Genomic DNA, 16,790 nt, shown 5'->3' on the forward strand with positions numbered 1-16,790 from the left:
GAGGAAGGAATATGACCAAAGCCTTTTATACTAAAATAATCATTACGCTCATTATGCTGTTCTTCAGCGTGATTATGATCGTTCCTTTCCTCTGGATGATCAGCACCTCGTTCAAGATGCCGGCGGAAGTGTTCCAATATCCGATTCAGTGGATTCCCGCCCAATTCATGTGGGATCATCATGTGAAAGTGTGGACCGGAGCGAACAGTTTTGGCCACTACTACCTGAACTCACTTAAAGTCGCCTTGATCAGCACCGTTGGAGCGGTACTGCTGTCCGCTTTAGCCGCTTACGGTTTTGCTCGGATCGAGTTCAAGGGACGGAATGCCCTGTTCATGATCTATTTGTCGATGATGATGGTCCCTCCTCAGGTGCTGTTTGTGCCGAAGTTCATCATGTTCGACTGGGTCGGCATTTATAACACGCATTGGGCTCTTATATTACCGGGCGTATTTACGATATTCGGGGTGTTCATGATGCGGCAGTTCTTCCTCTCCGTGCCTTATGAAATTTCGGAAGCTGCCTTTATCGACGGAGCAGGGCATTTCCGCATTTTTTCGCGGATCATTCTGCCGATGGCAAAGCCTTCGCTGGCCACGCTGGCCATTATCGATTTCTCCTGGCATTGGAACGATTACGAGAATGCCTTGGTGTTTTTGATCGATCAGGATCTGTATACCGTTCCGCTGGGACTGCAAAATTTCATCCTCGAAAATACGGTGGATTATAACGGCATGATGGCGGCGGCGACCGCAGGCATTATTCCGATGATTCTCGTGTTCCTGATCGGTCAGAAATATATCATTCAGGGCGTGGCAAGCTCGGCTGTTAAAGGATAGCCCATAATCCAGGTCCACAGATGGGCTGGACGAAAATGAAAGGAGTCGGAGCATGAGAAACGAAACGGCAGTAAGCGACATTACGGTGATTGGAGGCGGTTTGGCAGGGGTATGCGCGGCGGTGGCCGCCGCCAGACTCGGACAAAAGGTAGCGCTCGTGCAGAACCGCCCGGTTCTGGGCGGTAACTCCAGCAGCGAGGTGCGCGTATGGGTATGCGGCGCGACGGCTCACGGGATCAACCGCTATGCCCGGGAAACCGGCATTATGGGCGAGATGTTCGTGGAGAACCAGTACCGGAATCCGGACGGCAATCCGTATCTATGGGATTTGATCGTATTGGAGACCGTGCGGGCCGAGCCGAACATCACCCTGTTCTTGAATACGGACGTGCATGAGGTAGAAGCGGATGGTGATTCTGACGCGCGGCAGATCCGATCGGTTACCGGTTGGATGATGGGCTCGGAGCGGCGCATCCGGTTTGAGAGTCCCGTGTTCCTGGATTGCACGGGGGACGGGCTGGTCGGCTTCCTGGCGGGAGCGAAATACCGGCTCGGGCGGGAAGCCCGCAGCGAATACGGGGAGGAATGGGCGCCGGAAACGGCGGACGATGTGACGCTCGGCAGCACGCTGCTGTTCTACACCAAGGACGCCGGACATCCGGTGAAATTCGTGCCGCCCGTTTTTGCGAAGGATATTACGCAGACGCCGATCCCGATCAAGCGGGTCATCCGCAGCGGCGACTCGGGCTGCCATTACTGGTGGATCGAATGGGGCGGGGAGCTCGACACCGTGCATGACAATGAGCGGATCCGCGATGAGCTGTGGTCGGTCATTTACGGCATATGGGACTATATCAAAAATTCCGGCAAATTCGATGCCGCCAATATGACGCTGGAGTGGGTCGGCGCCCAGCCGGGCAAGCGGGAATACCGCCGGTTTGTCGGCGACTATGTGCTCACGCAGAACGATATTATGGCCCAAGAGCCGTTCGGGGACCGGGTGGCCTTCGGCGGCTGGTCGATCGATCTGCATCCGCCGCAGGGCATGTACGCCGAAGAGAGCGGCTCGAAGCATATGCATGCGGACGGGAATTACCATATCCCGTACCGCAGCCTGTATTCGGCAAACGTGACCAACCTGCTGTTCGCCGGGCGCAACATCAGCGCCACCCATGTGGCCTTTGGCACCACGCGGGTGATGGCGACCTGCGCCGTCCTGGGCGAAGCGGCCGGCACGGCTGCGGCGCTGTGCGTCCAGCACGGCATCACGCCGCGGGAGCTGTCGCGCAGCCGGAGCGGGGAGCTTCAGCAGACGCTGCTGAAGCAGGATGCCTCCGTACTCGGGGCAGTAAACCGCGATCCGCTGGATCTGGCCCAAAGCGCCAAGGTCAGTGCATCGTCCCACCTGTCCAGGATCGCGATCGAGGAGGCGGAGGCGCCCTATCCGCTGGAGCGGGATATCGCCGTGCTGATGCCGGCCGAGCCGGGGCTGGCGGGCGAGGTGGCATGGCTGGTGGATGCGGAGCAGGAGACCGACATGACGGTGGAGGTTTGGAGCACGGGACGTCCAGAGAATTACGTGCCGGCCGCGTTGGAATTCCGCACCTCTGTCCGCGTCATGCCGGGGCTGGGACAGTGGGTCCCCGTCCCGCTGGATTGGCAGCCGGGAGAGCCGCAAAACGCCTTGATCATCGTGCGCAAAAATCCGGTTCTGACGCTGTATTTGTCGTCTAAGCCGATGAGCGGGCTGCTTTCCTTCGAACGGGGGACGCCAGCCCGCGTCTCCAAGGAGCTGGAAGACCATGATGACAGTCAGCCGGTAGTGGAATGGAGCATGAAGGGGCTGGTCCGCAAGCTGTTCTGCCTGAGATCGGCGATCGACTCGAGGGCGTATCTTCCGGAGCATGTCATTGACGGCTATAAACGTCCGTTCGGCGGTCCGCATATGTGGGTATCGGAGCGAATCGCAGACGGGGAGACGCCTTGGTTGAAGCTGGAATGGGGGGAAGTGCAGACGGTCCGCGAGATTCACCTGATCTTCAACGATGATGTTAACGAGGATCTGATCAATCTGCACCATCATCGTACGCCGTTCGACATCATTCCTGAGCTGGTCCGTGCCTACAGACTAGAAGCGTTGGATTCGGAAGGAAATTGGATCACGCTTGCCTCTGAGGCATTTAACCGCCGCCGGAGGAGAGTCCACCGTTTGGAGGAACCCGTTCTATGCGCGGCGCTTCGATTGACGGTGGAGCGCACGAACGGCTCGGATTATGCCGAGGTTATCGAAGTGAGGGCTTACGGTTAGTTTTTCAAAGCTAACAGCTGCTTGTGTATTCAACGGGTGCCAGCCTGGACAGGATTTGATGAGGAGCTATCTTATATCTGCTAAACCGTTAGTCGATACAAACGAAGCAAAGGCAGCCGTTCATCCGGCTGCCTTGTTCAGTTGGGGAATGTAGGGCGGAAAATCGTCAATTCTGCTGCAGCATCTCCAAAAAAGCTCCTGCAGCCAGCGAGGGCGACACCTGCTTCTGAACAGCGACACCGATATATCGATCCGGTAACGGCGTCTCTGTCCGAAGCTCTAGCAAGGAACCGTCCGAGATACGAGACGCGACAAAGGCCCGCGGCAAGAAGGCTGTTCCATAACCGCGCTCGGCAAATTCCGCTAACATGTCTAGGCTGTTTAACTCGAAATCGGCTTCCACTTCTACCCCTTGCGATCGGAACCATCCTTCGATGAAGGACCGCGTCGAGCTGCCAGGGGATAGCAACAGGAGGGGAAGCTCCGTCAATTCTTCCGTCCGTAGAGGCCTGCGGGTCCAATCTGCGAAGGCCGCTCCGACCACGGCGCAATAAGGCGAGGTACGGGAGTCGATGATATGGATTTCCTCGTCCGATACGGGAAGGTGAACAAAGCCGAGATCCAACGATCCTTTCTTTAAGCGCTCCACGATGCTGCTTGTTCGTTCCTGTGACAGCTGAATGCGGATGTCGGGATAGCGGGCATGGAATCGGTCGAGCAGGGAGAGGAGAAAGTCCTTAACGATAGCTCCGTTCGCGCCGATCCTCAGCCTGCCTTCGCCGAACTGCTTCAGCTTCTTCAAGCGGCGCTCGGCTGAATCAAGTTCTTCGAAAGCTTGCCGGACATGCTGATACAAGGCCTGACCTTCTTGCGTCAAGCGGACGCCCTTGGATAACCGGTCGAACAGCCCCACACCGAGCGCTTCTTCCAACTGCTTGATGGCATAACTCACCGAAGGCTGTGTCATATGGAGGTTTTGCGCAGCCTTCGTCAGATTGGAAGTCTCTGCAGCATGTAGGAACACTCGATACCATTCCGTGTTTGCGATCATATGTTATCAATCCTCTCTATGGCAACTCTTCAATATTGCGATTTCATTTATTTCAAATATACCTTTAAACTGAAGGAGAAGGAATCGAAAGTTTTCGGGAGGTAATGGACATGGCAGGAAGTACGTTTGGAGAGCGGTTGAAAATGACTACGTTCGGGGAATCACACGGAGAAGCGGTAGGCGTCATTTTGGAGGGTGTCACGCCGGGTGTAGAGCTGGACGAGACCTATATTCAGATTCAGATGGATCGAAGAAGGCCCGGGCAGTCCTCCGTTACGACTCCTCGCAAGGAATACGATAAGATCCGCATTTTATCTGGTCTTTTCGAGGGGCGAACGACCGGGACGCCCCTGTGCATTATGCTTAACAACACCGACATGCGCCCGTCGGCTTACGATACAATCAAATCAACCTACCGGCCCGGGCATGCGGATTTCACGTATGAGAAAAAATACAGCATCCGCGACTATCGCGGCAGCGGAAGAGCTTCGGGAAGGGAGACGGCTGCGCGAGTGGCAGCCGGAGCCGTGGCGCGCAGGCTTTTGGAACGTCGGGGCGTCTCCATCATGGCTTATACGACGGAGATTGGCGGCATCCGATGCGAGCAATTTGACGCCGATGCTATCGAACGGAATGCCGTTCGCGCGTGTGATCCCGAAGCGGCCGTTCGCATGATCGAGAGGATAGAACGACTGGCCGAAGAGGGCGACAGCTGCGGGGGGATTGTCGAATGCCGAATTAGCGGCATTGCGGCGGGACTGGGGGAACCCGTATTCGACAAGCTTGATGCCGAGTTGGCGAAGGCGATGTTGTCTGTCGGCGCGATTAAGGGCATTGAATTCGGGGCTGGCTTCCAAGCGGCCTCTATGCGGGGAAGCGAACACAACGATCAGATGGACGCGGGAGGGTTCAAGACGAACCATGCCGGCGGGATCATCGGTGGTATCAGCACCGGGGCGGACATCGTGTTCCGAGTCGTCGTAAAGCCGACTTCATCCATTTCTATCCCTCAACAGACGGTCGATGTAGACGGCAACGAACGGGAGATTGAGACGATCGGCAGGCACGATCCATGCATCTGTCCCCGCGTCGTACCCGTGATTGAAGCGATGGCTTGCATGGTCCTCGAGGATCATTACAAGCGTCAAGCCGCCTTGCGGGACGAATAGCACTGAACAGTATGGATGAAGCCGGCCCGAGAGCACCAGCAGTGTCGTCATCTCAGCCATCGTTATTTTGGACGATACATTTGCCACGTTGATTCTTCGGAACGGTCCGTTGAATTGAGCTGGCAGGGGCCGTTCCATGAGCGGCCTGTCTTCCAAGTCAGCGGTAAGAGCTAGTTACTATACAGCAAAAAAACCGGAAGAAGACTGAAGTCTTTCTTCCGGTTTTTGATTTAAGAGATAAGTAAGTATAATCATCCGAGGCTTAGCATCCTTATCTCGCATGAAAAACTTCCACTAAATGCGGTCTGTCTATTGTGAAAGTACGTCGATAGACGTTTTTCTTATATTTAAAGATTCAATGCGGCTTTAAGTCCAGGGGGGAGGACTGATATCGCATTAAACCAGGGTTTTCAAGGAGTCCGGCGTGAATGGTGCCAACTCGTCGAAACGTCCGTCTCGAACTTTAGCCGCCCACTCCGGATCGGCCAGCAGGGCACGACCTACGGCAACCAGGTCAAATTCATGTTCCTCAAGGCGGCTCAGCAGCTCCCCGAGGTCCCTCTGGCCGGCACCCTTACCTTGGGTGAAGAGGCTGGTAAACACTTCATCGAGGCCGACAGAACCGACGGTGATGACCGTTTTTCCAGTCAGTTTCTTGGCCCACCCAGCAAAGTTCAGGTCAGAACCTTCGAATTCAGGCTCCCAGAAGCGGCGGGTGGAGCAGTGGAATATATCGACACCAGCGTCAGACAGCGCGGTTAACAACTGTCCCAGCTTTTCAGGCGTATCCGCCAGCTTGGCTTCATATTGGGTCGTCTTCCATTGGGATAGGCGGATGGCAACAGGGAAGTCAGGACCCACTGCTTGACGGACTGCTTTTACCACTTCGATCGCAAAGCGGGCACGCTTCAGCATGTCGCCTCCGTATTCATCGGTACGCTGATTCGTTCTTTCCCAGAGGAATTGGTCGATCAGGTATCCGTGGGCACCATGAATTTCTACGCCGTCAAAGCCAAGGCGTTTGGCATTCGCAGCCGCATCGGCATAGGCTTGAATAACCTGCTCGATTTCATCCTTGGTCATCGGTTTCGTGACGATGTTGCCGTCCAGGTCAAGTCCGGATGGTCCGATCGGAAGTGCTTCCGGATTTGGCTCGGCTCCTATTGGTCTTGTCATGCCGATGTGCCAAATTTGCGGCATGATCTTACCGCCGGCTTCATGGACCTGACGGACCACCTCAGCCCAGCCGTTCAATGCGGCCTCTCCATGGAAATTAGGTATATTAGGGTTATCGGTAGCCGCCGGGTGGTTAATCAGCGTTCCTTCGGTAATGATCAATCCGACGCCGTTCTCCGCACGCCGGCGGTAGTAAGCGGCCACATCCGGGCCCGGAACGCCATTCGGGGAGAAGCCTCGGGTCATGGGAGCCATCACCACGCGGGAAGGAAGGGTAAGGTTACCGATGGTATAGGGCTCGAATAGGGATGCGGTAGATCGGACGCTTTGATTTTGGTTGCTCATGTATGGAATCCTCCAATATGTTTAATATGCTTTTCTGTATTTTCATAAAAATAGATATATATGATAAAAAGAAAGAGCTTTTAAGCCTAATCTTCAGGTTGATTTGCTTTTTAAGCTTAAAGCTCTTCCTTGAGTTGTTCGATAAAACGCTGAATGCCCTCCTCATTACGTCTGTAATACGTCCACTGGCCCGCTCGATGGGATTCCAGTAGACCAGCCTTTTGCAATTTGACGAGGTAGCCAGAAACGACCGACTGAGCGAGTCCTGTTTTTTCTGAAATGGAGCCCACGCAGATACCGCCCTGAAAATCACATTTGGAAGGCATGTGATCCTGCGGATCAAAATGTACCTCCGGATGTTTCAGCCACTCCAGGATTTTAAATCGGGACTCGTTTGATAGTGCTTTGATGGTTTGTAAGGTATCCATACGCTTATTATATCTATTTTTATAGAAATGTAAATATGGTTTTTGAAAATGATGGCTACCGGAGGATCAGGACGAGACCGAGCGTTTGTTGTTTTGCCGAATGAAAGATGCCGGCTACAGCTTACCGTGCTCCTACAAATTCAGCCGATTTAATGCCGGCTTGGCGGCCGAAAATAATGATCTCGGCAACGGAGTTACCGCCAATTCGATTTTGACCGTGCAATCCACCTGTTAGTTCGCCAGCTGCGAACAATCCGGGAATTGGCTTGCCGTCTTTGTTCAACACTTCCGTGTTCGTGTTGATTTTTACGCCGCCCATGGTGTAGTGAATACCGGGGGCGATTTGGATGGCATAGTACGGTGCGCCGGACAATTCGTTATCCATGCCTGTCGTTCTGCCGAATTCGGCATCTTCTTTATCCTTAACCGAGCTGTTCCATGTATCCAGGGTAGCTTGGAGCTGATCGGCCGGAACATCCATTTCTTTGGCCAAGGCCTCGATGGTATCGCCCTGAATAACAAAGCCCATTTTTTCATATTGCTGAATGGCTTTGACGCGGGATTTTACACCGGAATCGAACACAAGATAAGCCGATTTTTCAGGAAGCTTATGGATGGCGGCGGTGACGTTATCCCGAGTATCCAGCTCGTTTGTGAAACGTTTGCCTTGGCTGGAAACGAGGATGGCCCCTTCTCCCCGAACGGCTTCCCCGATAAGATAAGATTTCTCCTGCTGAACCGTAGGGTGAACCTGGATTTGATCCATATCGACCGTAGTGCCGCCGAGTTTTTCAATCATGGTAATGCCGTCACCGGTGCTGCCTTCTTGATTGGTGGTCACGTAACCTTTCAGCTCGGACCGAACTTCGGAGATCATGTCCATGTTGGCTCCGAAACCGCCGGTTGTCACAACGACGGCATCCGCTGCAATAGATTTCTCGTCTTTCCCGTTGAAGATGACTTTGACGCCGTTTGCTTTGCCCTCTTTTTCCGTAATATCCGTTACCTTGGCGTTGACGAATAGCGGAATTTCTTGTTCTTGTACATTTTTCACCAGACCGTTGACAAGGTATTGTCCTACCGCCGAGCCGTCCTCAGGACGGTGCGTGCGCTTTTCGTTCATGCCGCCCGTAATGGTGATATTGTTCAACCGAATCCCGATGGAATCCAGCCAATCGATTGCGCTTGCCGAATGATCAACGAAGAAACGAAGCATGTCTTTGTCGTTGGTTCCATGACCGCCCTTTAAAGTCTCTTCATAAAATAAATCGTTGCTGTCCTTAATGCCTTGCTCTTGTTGGAACTTGGTTTCGGAAGCATTCATGCCCGAGGATGATTTTATGGTATTCCCGCCGGCAATCGGCATTTTTTCAAAAATGACCGGGTTCATGCCTTTTTCTTTTGCCTCAAGGGCAGCAGACATACCGGCTCCGCCTGCACCGACGATGATGATATCATACTTTTCTTTTAGCTGATCGATCGGCGTATACCTGGTTTGGGACGCACCCGAAACGGCCGTATCTGGGGCTTCTTCTTTTTTGGCGTTGTCCTGACTCTGATCCTGGGTCCCGCCGCCGCATCCCGCGATGGTGAGCATGAAAGAGAGAATGAGTATAAGCGTTGCTGCAACCTTCTTTTTCACTGTGTAGCCCTCCACTTTCTCTGTATCTATTTAGTTGACCATAAAGAGTCAAACGAAAAAGGAGGTTTAACGTAGAAAAACGAGAAACGAAAGGGTATGCGAGCGTGGCCTTTATTCTTCGAATCTCAGATCTTCCCCGGTTGCCTCCCTCCGTCAGCCTCGTTAGGTCCACTTCATTTTAATATAGGGCTGTTAATTAAGTGGTGAATTATTTCACAATATAAACTTAATTTTTATTTACAACGATGCCATCGGGTTGCGATTTTCTCGACTTCTGCGCATTCCCAATCTATTTGCCTTCATAGGGTCACCGCTTTTTCGCGTTGAGTTCCTTTATAATGAAGGTGTATCGTCTGACTAATGGCCTTTGTGAATGATTACGCTCTGGATTGGAGGAGTTTTATGGCACAAACAACAAAAAAAGCGCTTGCCCTATCGCTAAAAAAAATGCTTGAGAAAAAAACGCTTGATAAGATTACCGTCATTGATGTTGTCGAGGACTGTGAAGTGAATCGGCAGACGTTTTATTATCATTTCAGGGATATTTATGATCTTGTGGAGTGGATTTGCACAAGCGAGGCTACCATAGCGCTGGATGGCAAGAAAACGTATGACACGTGGCAGCAGGGCCTATTGCAAATATTTGAGTATGTGCTAAAAAACAAGGCGTTTGTGACGAGCGTCTATCATTCTATTAAACGAGAGCAGCTGGAAAGGTACCTATTTAACGTAACGTATCATCTTTTGATAGGGGTTATTGAGGAAAAGGCCGTTACGATGTCGATCAGGGATGAGGATAAGTCGTTTATCGCTGACTTTTATAAATATGCGTTTGTAGGGCTGATGCTGGATTGGATTGCTAAAGGGATGAAGGAAGAGCCCTCTGCGATTGTGGACCGGCTGAGCATTTTGATTCAAGGCGATATCTTTTTCGCGCTGGAAAAGTTTAAATTGCACCACTCTCATTAGACAATATTAGCCTTGTGTCGAAAGTTTCGACATTAGGCGGACATTGTCTATGGGAGACCTCCGAATATTTTTTTATGATGTAGTTGCTAGAATCAATTCGGAGGTGACGGGAATGTATTATAGCAATGGAAATTATGAAGCGTTTGCCCGCCCGGAAAAACCGGTCGATGTCGACAAAAAATCAGCGTATCTGGTTGGAGCCGGTTTAGGCTCTCTGGCAGCTGCGTGCTTCCTCGTGCGCGACGGCCAAATGAAGGGAGAGCGGGTCCACATTCTGGAGGAGCTTAGTCTTCCCGGAGGTGCCTGCGACGGAATTCATGACAGCGATAAAGGTTTTATTATTCGCGGTGGTCGGGAAATGGAAGATCATTTTGAATGCTTGTGGGATTTGTTCCGTTCCATTCCGTCTCTTGAAATTGAAGGCGCATCGGTTTTGGACGAGTTTTACTGGCTGAACAAGAAGGATCCGAACTACTCTCTAATGAGAGCCACGGTTAACCGGGGCGAGGATGCCCATACGGATGGGAAATTCGCTCTGAGCGAAAAAGCTTCGCTGGAAATCGTGAAGTTATTCTTTACTCGAAACGAAGATTTGTATGATAAGAAAATTACCGATGTATTCACGGAGGATTTCTTTGCCTCGAATTTCTGGCTTTACTGGAGAACGATGTTTGCCTTTGAAGATTGGCACAGCGCCTTGGAGATGAAGCTTTACATTCAAAGATTCATTCACCATATTGGCGGACTGCCTGATTTTTCAGCGTTGAAATTTACGAAGTATAACCAATATGAGTCATTGATTCTGCCCATGATGAAATATTTGCAGGCGCATGGCGTTCATTTCCAATATGATACGACGGTTACGAATGTCGTATTTGATATTCAAGGCAATCAGAAGGTTGCCAAGCAAATCGTATGTCTCCGTGGCGGCAAAGAGGAATATATCGATTTGACGGAAGATGATTTGGTGTTTGTAACAAACGGCAGCTGCACGGAAAATTCCGCTTCAGGCGACCATCACCGCGCGGCTGCATTCAATCGTTCCGCAGGCGGCTGCTGGGAGCTCTGGAGAAATATCGCCAGGCAGGATCCATCCTTTGGGCGTCCCGATAAATTCTGCACGAATACGGAAGCGACGAACTGGGAATCGGCAACCGTTACGACACTTGATGACAGAATCCCGCCTTATATCGAGAAAGTATGTAAACGCGACCCGTTCAGCGGAAAGGTCGTTACAGGCGGCATCGTGTCCGTAAAGGATTCCAAGTGGATGATGAGTTATACGTTAAATCGCCAACCGCATTTCAAAGAGCAGCCAAAAGATCAGCTTGTGGTATGGGTATACGGTTTATTCACTGATGTTCCGGGCGATTATGTCAAGAAGCCGATGAGAGAATGCACAGGCGAGGAAATTACGATGGAGTGGCTGTACCATCTGGGTGTGCCTGTTCATGAAATTCCTGACATGGCTGCGAACTCTGCACGCTGCATCCCCACCATGATGCCTTATATTACGGCATTCTTCATGCCGAGAACAGCAGGAGACCGGCCGAAAGTAGTTCCGGACGGTTGCGTCAACTTCGCTTTTATCGGGCAGTTTGCCGACACGGTTCGCGACACCGTATTTACAACCGAATATTCGGTCAGAACGGCAATGGAAGCCGTGTACACCTTATTAAATGTGGACCGCGGCGTGCCTGAAGTATTTGGCTCCTGCTACGATGTCCGTGTACTGCTGGACTCCACTTCCAAAATGATGGATGGTAAAAAGCTAACCGATTTGAAGCTTCCGTTGATCATGAACTTAATAGAAAAGCAGGCTTTGAAAAAAGTCTCCGGAACCGTCATCGAAGATTTACTGAAACGGTATAACATCATTTAGTCGAAGTCCCAATGTCAAAGATGATATGGAATATGGAACATCAATGAGCGCACCAATCCCAGGATTGGTGCGCTGCTTTATTCTACATGAAGAACTTGAGCCGTGTTTATTTATTCTTTGAAGGCTAGGCCCTTCTCGGCAAGGGCTTCGCGCAGTATTCTGATCGCTTTGGGTCCTACGCCGTGAAGCGCCAGCAGCTCTTTCTCGGATGCTTGGGTGAGGTCGGCAAGCTGACGATAGCCTGCAACGATAAGGGCTTGCCGTGCAGGTTTGCCGGCCTTAACGGGAAAGTCGCTCTCTGCAGTAGGAGCGGGGATTTTTTCACGCATGGGGATCCCTCTCTTTTCGGTTATTTTGTTAATGCGGATACAAGGCACAAGAATGAATGAATAGTAGAGGCTGAATCTGTAGGAATAATCAGTAAGATTATGGTATACATCAAATGTTCTGTAAAGTTTAAATCCTATGTTCATGATAGATCGACAGATTCATGGATGGTTCAGACAATCTTCATAAATTCTATTGACATTCTTAATGAGAATAATTATCATTGTGCTGAGTGTTGATAATGATAATTGTTCTCAATAATTATTATTAATAAACAATATCTACAATACATAGAGGGTAAGAGGGGGAGAAATTCAATGCGCAGTATGAAGGGGCTCGTGTTTATCGTATTGATATTTGCTTTGGTTTTAGCCGGTTGTGGCGGGGGCGCGGCATCCAATGAGGGAGGCGGCTCCACCGCAGCACAGAATTCGGATCAAGGGGCCGCCCAGAGCGGGGATAACACCGAAGCCACGCCGGAGACCCGAACCATCAAGCACGCCCTGGGCGAGACGAAAATTACGGGCGTTCCGAAGCGTATCGTGTCGCTGGAATGGCTTTACGCGGAGGATGTCCTTGCGCTCGGCGTTCAGCCTGTCGGCATTGCAGATATTGAGGGGATGAACCAGTGGGTAAACATTCCGGTGGAGATCGGTTCGGACGTGACCGATGTCGGCACTCGTCAAGAGCCGAACCTGGAGCTTATCGCTTCCTTGAAGCCGGACCTGATCATCGGTTTGAAATCGAATCTTGAAGCCGGCTATGAAACTTATAACAGCATCGCGCCTACCTTGGTGTTTGACCCTTATCCGGTCGAGGGACAAGGGGATCAATATGAAGAGATGGTTAATACCTTCAATACGATCGCTGACGTGCTTGGCAAAAAAGACGAAGCCGCGAAAGTGCTTAGCGATCTGGATCAAACCTATGCCGATGCCAAAGCCAAGCTTGAAGCTGCGGGCATGACAGAAAAGCCGTTTGCACTCGCGATGGCTTACAGCAACCAGAATGCGGTGACGTTCCGGATTTCGACGGACAATTCCCTGGCGGTCAAAATTTTGGAGCACATCGGGCTGACCAACGCCCATAAGCCCAATCAATTTGAGGTGTACGGATTCACCACTGCGGACGTAGAGTCGCTGCCGGCTCTTCAGGATGCCAATTTCCTGCATATTATTCAGGATAGCGATAACGTCATCGAGAACCAATTGAAGGACAATCCGGTATGGAAAGGTTTGAACTTTGTTAAAGAAGACCGCGTGTATGCGCTTGGCGGTGACATGTGGCCATACGGCGGCCCATTGTCTGCCCAAACCATGGCCCAGAAGACAGCTGATCTGCTCACAAAATGAGTCTCGGCAGGAAACTGGCACAGGGCTCCGCGCCGGTGAGCATCCATCCAGCCCCACCCGTTTCCTCAGGTAGGGGCTGGAAGCCGTTATGGATGCTGGCTGGAGGCCTTGTAGCTCTACTATTTCTCACGTTTATCAGCTTGACGCAAGGGCTAGCGGATATATCCGTCAAAACGGTGGTGCAGGCCTTGGTGTCTCCGCAGGATATTGCAGACCATCATCTCATCCGCAGCGTGCGCCTTCCCCGAACGGTGATGGGCCTATTATCGGGCGCCGCCTTGGCGGTGTCGGGTGTGCTTATGCAGACCGTCACGCGCAACCCGCTCGCATCGGAGACGACGCTTGGCGTGAATGCCGGCGCTTATTTGGCCGTTGTGGCGGGGATGATCTTCTGGCCGGGACTGCTGCATCAGTATGCCCTTCCTTTGGCTGTGGCAGGGGGAACACTGGCGGCTGTCGCCGTCTATGCGCTGGCGGGAAAAACGCAAGGTTCACCCTTGCGGATTGCATTATCCGGGATGATTGTCACCTTGGTTTTATCCTCCGTTACAAGTGCGCTGGTGCTGCTGAACCAGCAAACGACCCAGGGGATTTTTCTGTGGGGCTCCGGCTCGCTTATTCAGAATGACTGGGATGGCGTAGCTTTTTCATGGCCGTGGATCATTGGCGGATTGATCGTGCTGTGTTTGGCGGTACGTCAGTGGGACATTCTGACTCTTAATGAAGAGTCTGCACGTTCCCTTGGTCAAAAAGTCGGCACCACCCGCTTGCTTGCGATGGGGGCAGCCATTGTGCTGGCCTGCGTGACCGTGAGCGTGGTCGGTCCGATCGGCTTTATCGGGCTGGTCGCTCCCCATTTGGTCCGCCTATCCGGGGTGGTCCGGCATGCGGGGTTAATTCCCCTGGCTGCCTTATGGGGCTCGGCTCTGCTCGTCGGGGCCGATACGGTGGCCAGAATGTTCATAAACGCCTACGGTGAGCTTCCGGTCGGGGCCATTACGGCCATGATCGGAGCCCCGTGCCTCATCTGGCTGGCCATGCGGGTATCCCGCTCGTTGATTGGAGGGCGCGGGTCTTCCGGCGGATCGATCATGGCGGGCACAAGCCTGCGCCGAATTCCGTACCCGGTCTTGGTAACGCTGTTCAGCGTGCTGCTGGTGCTGGTCTGGGTATTCAGCCTGATGAGCGGCAGTCTGCGCATTCCCTTCACGGAAGTGCTGGCTGTGCTTACCGGAGGCGGCGAGGCGATGTATCGCCAAATTCTGCTGGAGTTCCGCCTGCCGAGGCTGCTCACAGCCGGCTTGTCCGGCATGGCGCTGGCCGTTAGCGGCAGTCTCCTGCAGAATGCGGTCCGCAACCCGCTGGGGGATCCCCAGGTGATCGGGGTAACCAGCGGAGCTGGTGCGGGCGCACTGCTCCTGATGATCGGCTTTCCGCAATTGTCGGCTGGCTGGGTACCGGCCGGTGCGGTTCTCGGAGGGTTGGCTGCAGCCGCGCTGGTATACGCGGTGTCCTGGAAAAGAGGACTTCATCCGACGATTCTTACGCTGGTCGGCATTGCCGTCGCCGCGCTAGGTTCCGCCATCATCAATCTGATGATCATTCATGCCAAGGTCGACGTAGCGCCGGCATTATCCTGGATGGCGGGAAGCACGTATAACCGGGGCTGGACGGAGGTGCAGCGGATTGTTCCGGCGATTCTCATCCTGCTGCCTTTGGCGGCATGGCTCGGACGGAAGGTAGATCTGTTGACGTTCAGCGAAGAAAGCTCCACCGGTCTTGGCCTTCATGTACGGAATACCCGGATGTATGTCGCCATCATTGCGGTGCTGTTGGCTTCGATCGCCGCAGCCAATGTCGGCTCGGTCGGCTTTATCGGACTGCTTGCGCCGCATGCCGCCAGAATGCTGGTTGGGGCCCGCCATCGGCAATCGATGGTCATCGCTGCGCTGCTCGGCGGAATTTTGCTGGCTGGGGCAGACTGGATCGGGAGGGTGGTCATGATTCCGAAGGAGCTGCCTTCGGGTATCGTGACCGCGCTTCTGGGTGCGCCGTACCTGTTATATTTGATGGGGAAAACCAATAAACTGAAAAAGAAATAACCGTCGTGTGTTGAACTATCCAAAAAGGCTATTCCATAGTCGCCAAGAGAGGTGACATGGGATAGCCTTTTTTTGTACTCAATCGGTGATTTATCAGATTTGACTTGCTTGGCTTCTTCTGGCTGTGGTCGGCTGTTAGGCTTCCGTGTACCGCACAAAAGACAGGATGATATCCTGCGGATGATCTCCGAAACCCGAACCATATAGATTCAGGCCGTTCGGGTGCTCGGCGTCTTTCTTCACTTCAAAGCGGACGCGGATCGGCCGGTTGAAGGCAAGCTCCAGCGAATCGATGGTCGTGGCGCTGGACTCGTGGCCATTGACCTGGCTGCCTTGCTTGGTTACGCGCCATTCTGTCAGCATGCCGTACTCACTGCCGCTTCTCCATTTATCCGGGGTGAGTTTCCCTTTTCGATCACCAAAATCACCGGGACTTGTCCAAGTGCCTACAGGGAGGTCGTTGATGCTAACGGTGATGTCGGATGGCCAGTCCTGCTGGAAGGAAGGCGCCTCGGAGCTAAGCTCCGCACGGACGCTCAGTTCATCGAGAGCCACTCCGGGAGGCATCGGGTTCGCAAAATAATATTCGATATATCCTGATCCCGAGAACCAGAGCAGCGCAGCCTCTGTCCGTTCCGGCATATAAAAGGCGCGCGGATCGTCAGGCGATCCGATCAGAGATCCGTCCCGGGCTGCCATGCCGCAGGTTGGCTCGATATAGCAGCGGGAGAACATGCCGATCGGCATGTGGATTTCTTCCGTGCGCTGCAGCCCCTCGCCCGGCTTCGAGGGCAGTTCGAGAAAAATGGAGCGGCAGGTGACGGCGCAGATTTTTTCCCGGTTCGCTCCTTGCGAAGAGACGATCAGATCGGCTTGCTCCAGCATCTGGACATTAATGGATACCGTAGGCTGCGAAATCCCAAGCGACTCCGCCAACTGACCGACACTCATCGGTTTATCGCCGAGCGCTTCAAGGATGCGGACACGGACATCACTGGATAGGGCTTTGGCCACTTCCACGATCCGGGATGCCGGATAACGGTTGGTTTCCAGCTTCGATTCGTTCATAATCCCCTTCCTTTACTGAAGAGTTGTAGTAGCTCCAAGTGTACAATAAATTTAGTATATTGTAAAAGTATAATGTACATTGCAATTATTATATATAGGTGCTAGAATAGGGGCAAATTCAGAAAAAGGAAA

13 protein-coding genes are annotated in these 16,790 nt (G+C 52.7%); 7 read left to right on the forward strand and 6 right to left on the reverse strand.

Going from position 1 to position 16,790, the window contains the following annotated elements:
- Positions 1-11: 11 nt before the first annotated feature.
- Both OHJ21_RS21110 and OHJ21_RS21115 read left to right on the forward strand, forming a co-directional pair.
- A complete protein-coding gene (locus tag OHJ21_RS21110; RefSeq protein WP_100539611.1) occupies positions 12-839 on the forward strand; it encodes a carbohydrate ABC transporter permease in 828 nt (275 codons plus the stop codon).
- 52 nt (positions 840-891) lie between these two features.
- Entirely contained in the window at positions 892-3,147 is a 2,256-nt protein-coding gene (locus OHJ21_RS21115; protein ID WP_486021088.1) for an FAD-dependent oxidoreductase, read from the forward strand.
- 166 nt (positions 3,148-3,313) lie between these two features.
- Here the strand turns inward: OHJ21_RS21115 and OHJ21_RS21120 are convergent, their stop codons facing one another.
- Positions 3,314-4,198: a LysR family transcriptional regulator gene (locus tag OHJ21_RS21120; protein ID WP_100539613.1), complete on the reverse strand. Its 885-nt coding sequence runs from the start codon at positions 4,196-4,198 to the stop codon at positions 3,314-3,316.
- A 110-nt stretch (positions 4,199-4,308) separates the two neighbouring features.
- Between OHJ21_RS21120 and aroC the strand changes: the two genes are divergently transcribed.
- Entirely contained in the window at positions 4,309-5,367 is a 1,059-nt protein-coding gene (aroC, locus tag OHJ21_RS21125) for a chorismate synthase (protein ID WP_486021089.1), read from the forward strand.
- A 396-nt stretch (positions 5,368-5,763) separates the two neighbouring features.
- Here aroC and OHJ21_RS21130 read toward each other — a convergent pair whose 3' ends face one another.
- From OHJ21_RS21130 to OHJ21_RS21140, 3 genes are all read right to left on the reverse strand, one after another.
- A complete protein-coding gene (locus OHJ21_RS21130) occupies positions 5,764-6,888 on the reverse strand; it encodes an NADH:flavin oxidoreductase (RefSeq protein WP_100539615.1) in 1,125 nt (374 codons plus the stop codon).
- A 116-nt stretch (positions 6,889-7,004) separates the two neighbouring features.
- Complete coding sequence (locus tag OHJ21_RS21135) at positions 7,005-7,316, reverse strand: ArsR/SmtB family transcription factor (RefSeq protein WP_100539616.1); 312 nt, start codon at positions 7,314-7,316, stop codon at positions 7,005-7,007.
- A 121-nt stretch (positions 7,317-7,437) separates the two neighbouring features.
- A complete protein-coding gene (locus OHJ21_RS21140; RefSeq protein WP_100539617.1) occupies positions 7,438-8,958 on the reverse strand; it encodes a flavocytochrome c in 1,521 nt (506 codons plus the stop codon).
- Between the two features lie 402 nt (positions 8,959-9,360).
- Between OHJ21_RS21140 and OHJ21_RS21145 the strand changes: the two genes are divergently transcribed.
- Both OHJ21_RS21145 and OHJ21_RS21150 read left to right on the forward strand, forming a co-directional pair.
- The gene (locus OHJ21_RS21145) at positions 9,361-9,927 is read left to right on the forward strand and encodes a TetR-like C-terminal domain-containing protein (protein WP_100539618.1); all 567 of its coding nucleotides are present in this window, start codon (positions 9,361-9,363) and stop codon (positions 9,925-9,927) included.
- A 112-nt stretch (positions 9,928-10,039) separates the two neighbouring features.
- Complete coding sequence (locus OHJ21_RS21150; protein ID WP_100539619.1) at positions 10,040-11,809, forward strand: oleate hydratase; 1,770 nt, start codon at positions 10,040-10,042, stop codon at positions 11,807-11,809.
- A gap of 110 nt (positions 11,810-11,919) precedes the next feature.
- On the opposite strand, the gene OHJ21_RS21155 is transcribed toward OHJ21_RS21150, so the two are convergent.
- Positions 11,920-12,138, reverse strand: coding sequence for a helix-hairpin-helix domain-containing protein (locus tag OHJ21_RS21155; protein ID WP_100539620.1), 219 nt, complete (start codon positions 12,136-12,138; stop codon positions 11,920-11,922).
- A gap of 315 nt (positions 12,139-12,453) precedes the next feature.
- On the opposite strand from OHJ21_RS21155, the gene OHJ21_RS21160 reads away from it, so the two are divergent.
- Positions 12,454-13,488 (forward strand): ABC transporter substrate-binding protein, encoded by a 1,035-nt coding sequence (locus tag OHJ21_RS21160; protein ID WP_100539621.1) that lies wholly within the window; start codon positions 12,454-12,456, stop codon positions 13,486-13,488.
- Complete coding sequence (fhuB, locus tag OHJ21_RS21165; RefSeq protein WP_100539622.1) at positions 13,485-15,590, forward strand: Fe(3+)-hydroxamate ABC transporter permease FhuB; 2,106 nt, start codon at positions 13,485-13,487, stop codon at positions 15,588-15,590. The genes OHJ21_RS21160 and fhuB overlap by 4 nt, the downstream gene beginning before the upstream one ends.
- Positions 15,591-15,725: 135 nt before the next feature.
- On the opposite strand, the gene OHJ21_RS21170 is transcribed toward fhuB, so the two are convergent.
- The gene (locus OHJ21_RS21170; RefSeq protein ID WP_486021090.1) at positions 15,726-16,658 is read right to left on the reverse strand and encodes an ArsR/SmtB family transcription factor; all 933 of its coding nucleotides are present in this window, start codon (positions 16,656-16,658) and stop codon (positions 15,726-15,728) included.
- Between the last annotated feature and the right edge of the window lie 132 nt (positions 16,659-16,790).

It is taken from the genome of Virgibacillus sp. LDC1, from assembly GCF_025792345.1.
Classification (GTDB): Bacteria; Bacillota; Bacilli; order Paenibacillales; family Paenibacillaceae; genus Paenibacillus_AQ; species Paenibacillus_AQ lautus.

What these genes read in the sequence shown, in the direction of transcription:
- OHJ21_RS21110 (WP_100539611.1), top strand. Translation starts at nt 12, where the DNA reads ATGACCAAAGCCTTTTATACTAAAATAATCATTACGCTCATTATGCTG.
- OHJ21_RS21115 (WP_486021088.1), top strand. Translation starts at nt 892, where the DNA reads ATGAGAAACGAAACGGCAGTAAGCGACATTACGGTGATTGGAGGCGGT.
- OHJ21_RS21120 (WP_100539613.1), bottom strand. Translation starts at nt 4,198, where the DNA reads ATGATCGCAAACACGGAATGGTATCGAGTGTTCCTACATGCTGCAGAG.
- aroC (WP_486021089.1), top strand. Translation starts at nt 4,309, where the DNA reads ATGGCAGGAAGTACGTTTGGAGAGCGGTTGAAAATGACTACGTTCGGG.
- OHJ21_RS21130 (WP_100539615.1), bottom strand. Translation starts at nt 6,888, where the DNA reads ATGAGCAACCAAAATCAAAGCGTCCGATCTACCGCATCCCTATTCGAG.
- OHJ21_RS21135 (WP_100539616.1), bottom strand. Translation starts at nt 7,316, where the DNA reads ATGGATACCTTACAAACCATCAAAGCACTATCAAACGAGTCCCGATTT.
- OHJ21_RS21145 (WP_100539618.1), top strand. Translation starts at nt 9,361, where the DNA reads ATGGCACAAACAACAAAAAAAGCGCTTGCCCTATCGCTAAAAAAAATG.
- OHJ21_RS21150 (WP_100539619.1), top strand. Translation starts at nt 10,040, where the DNA reads ATGTATTATAGCAATGGAAATTATGAAGCGTTTGCCCGCCCGGAAAAA.
- OHJ21_RS21155 (WP_100539620.1), bottom strand. Translation starts at nt 12,138, where the DNA reads ATGCGTGAAAAAATCCCCGCTCCTACTGCAGAGAGCGACTTTCCCGTT.
- OHJ21_RS21160 (WP_100539621.1), top strand. Translation starts at nt 12,454, where the DNA reads ATGCGCAGTATGAAGGGGCTCGTGTTTATCGTATTGATATTTGCTTTG.
- fhuB (WP_100539622.1), top strand. Translation starts at nt 13,485, where the DNA reads ATGAGTCTCGGCAGGAAACTGGCACAGGGCTCCGCGCCGGTGAGCATC.
- OHJ21_RS21170 (WP_486021090.1), bottom strand. Translation starts at nt 16,658, where the DNA reads ATGAACGAATCGAAGCTGGAAACCAACCGTTATCCGGCATCCCGGATC.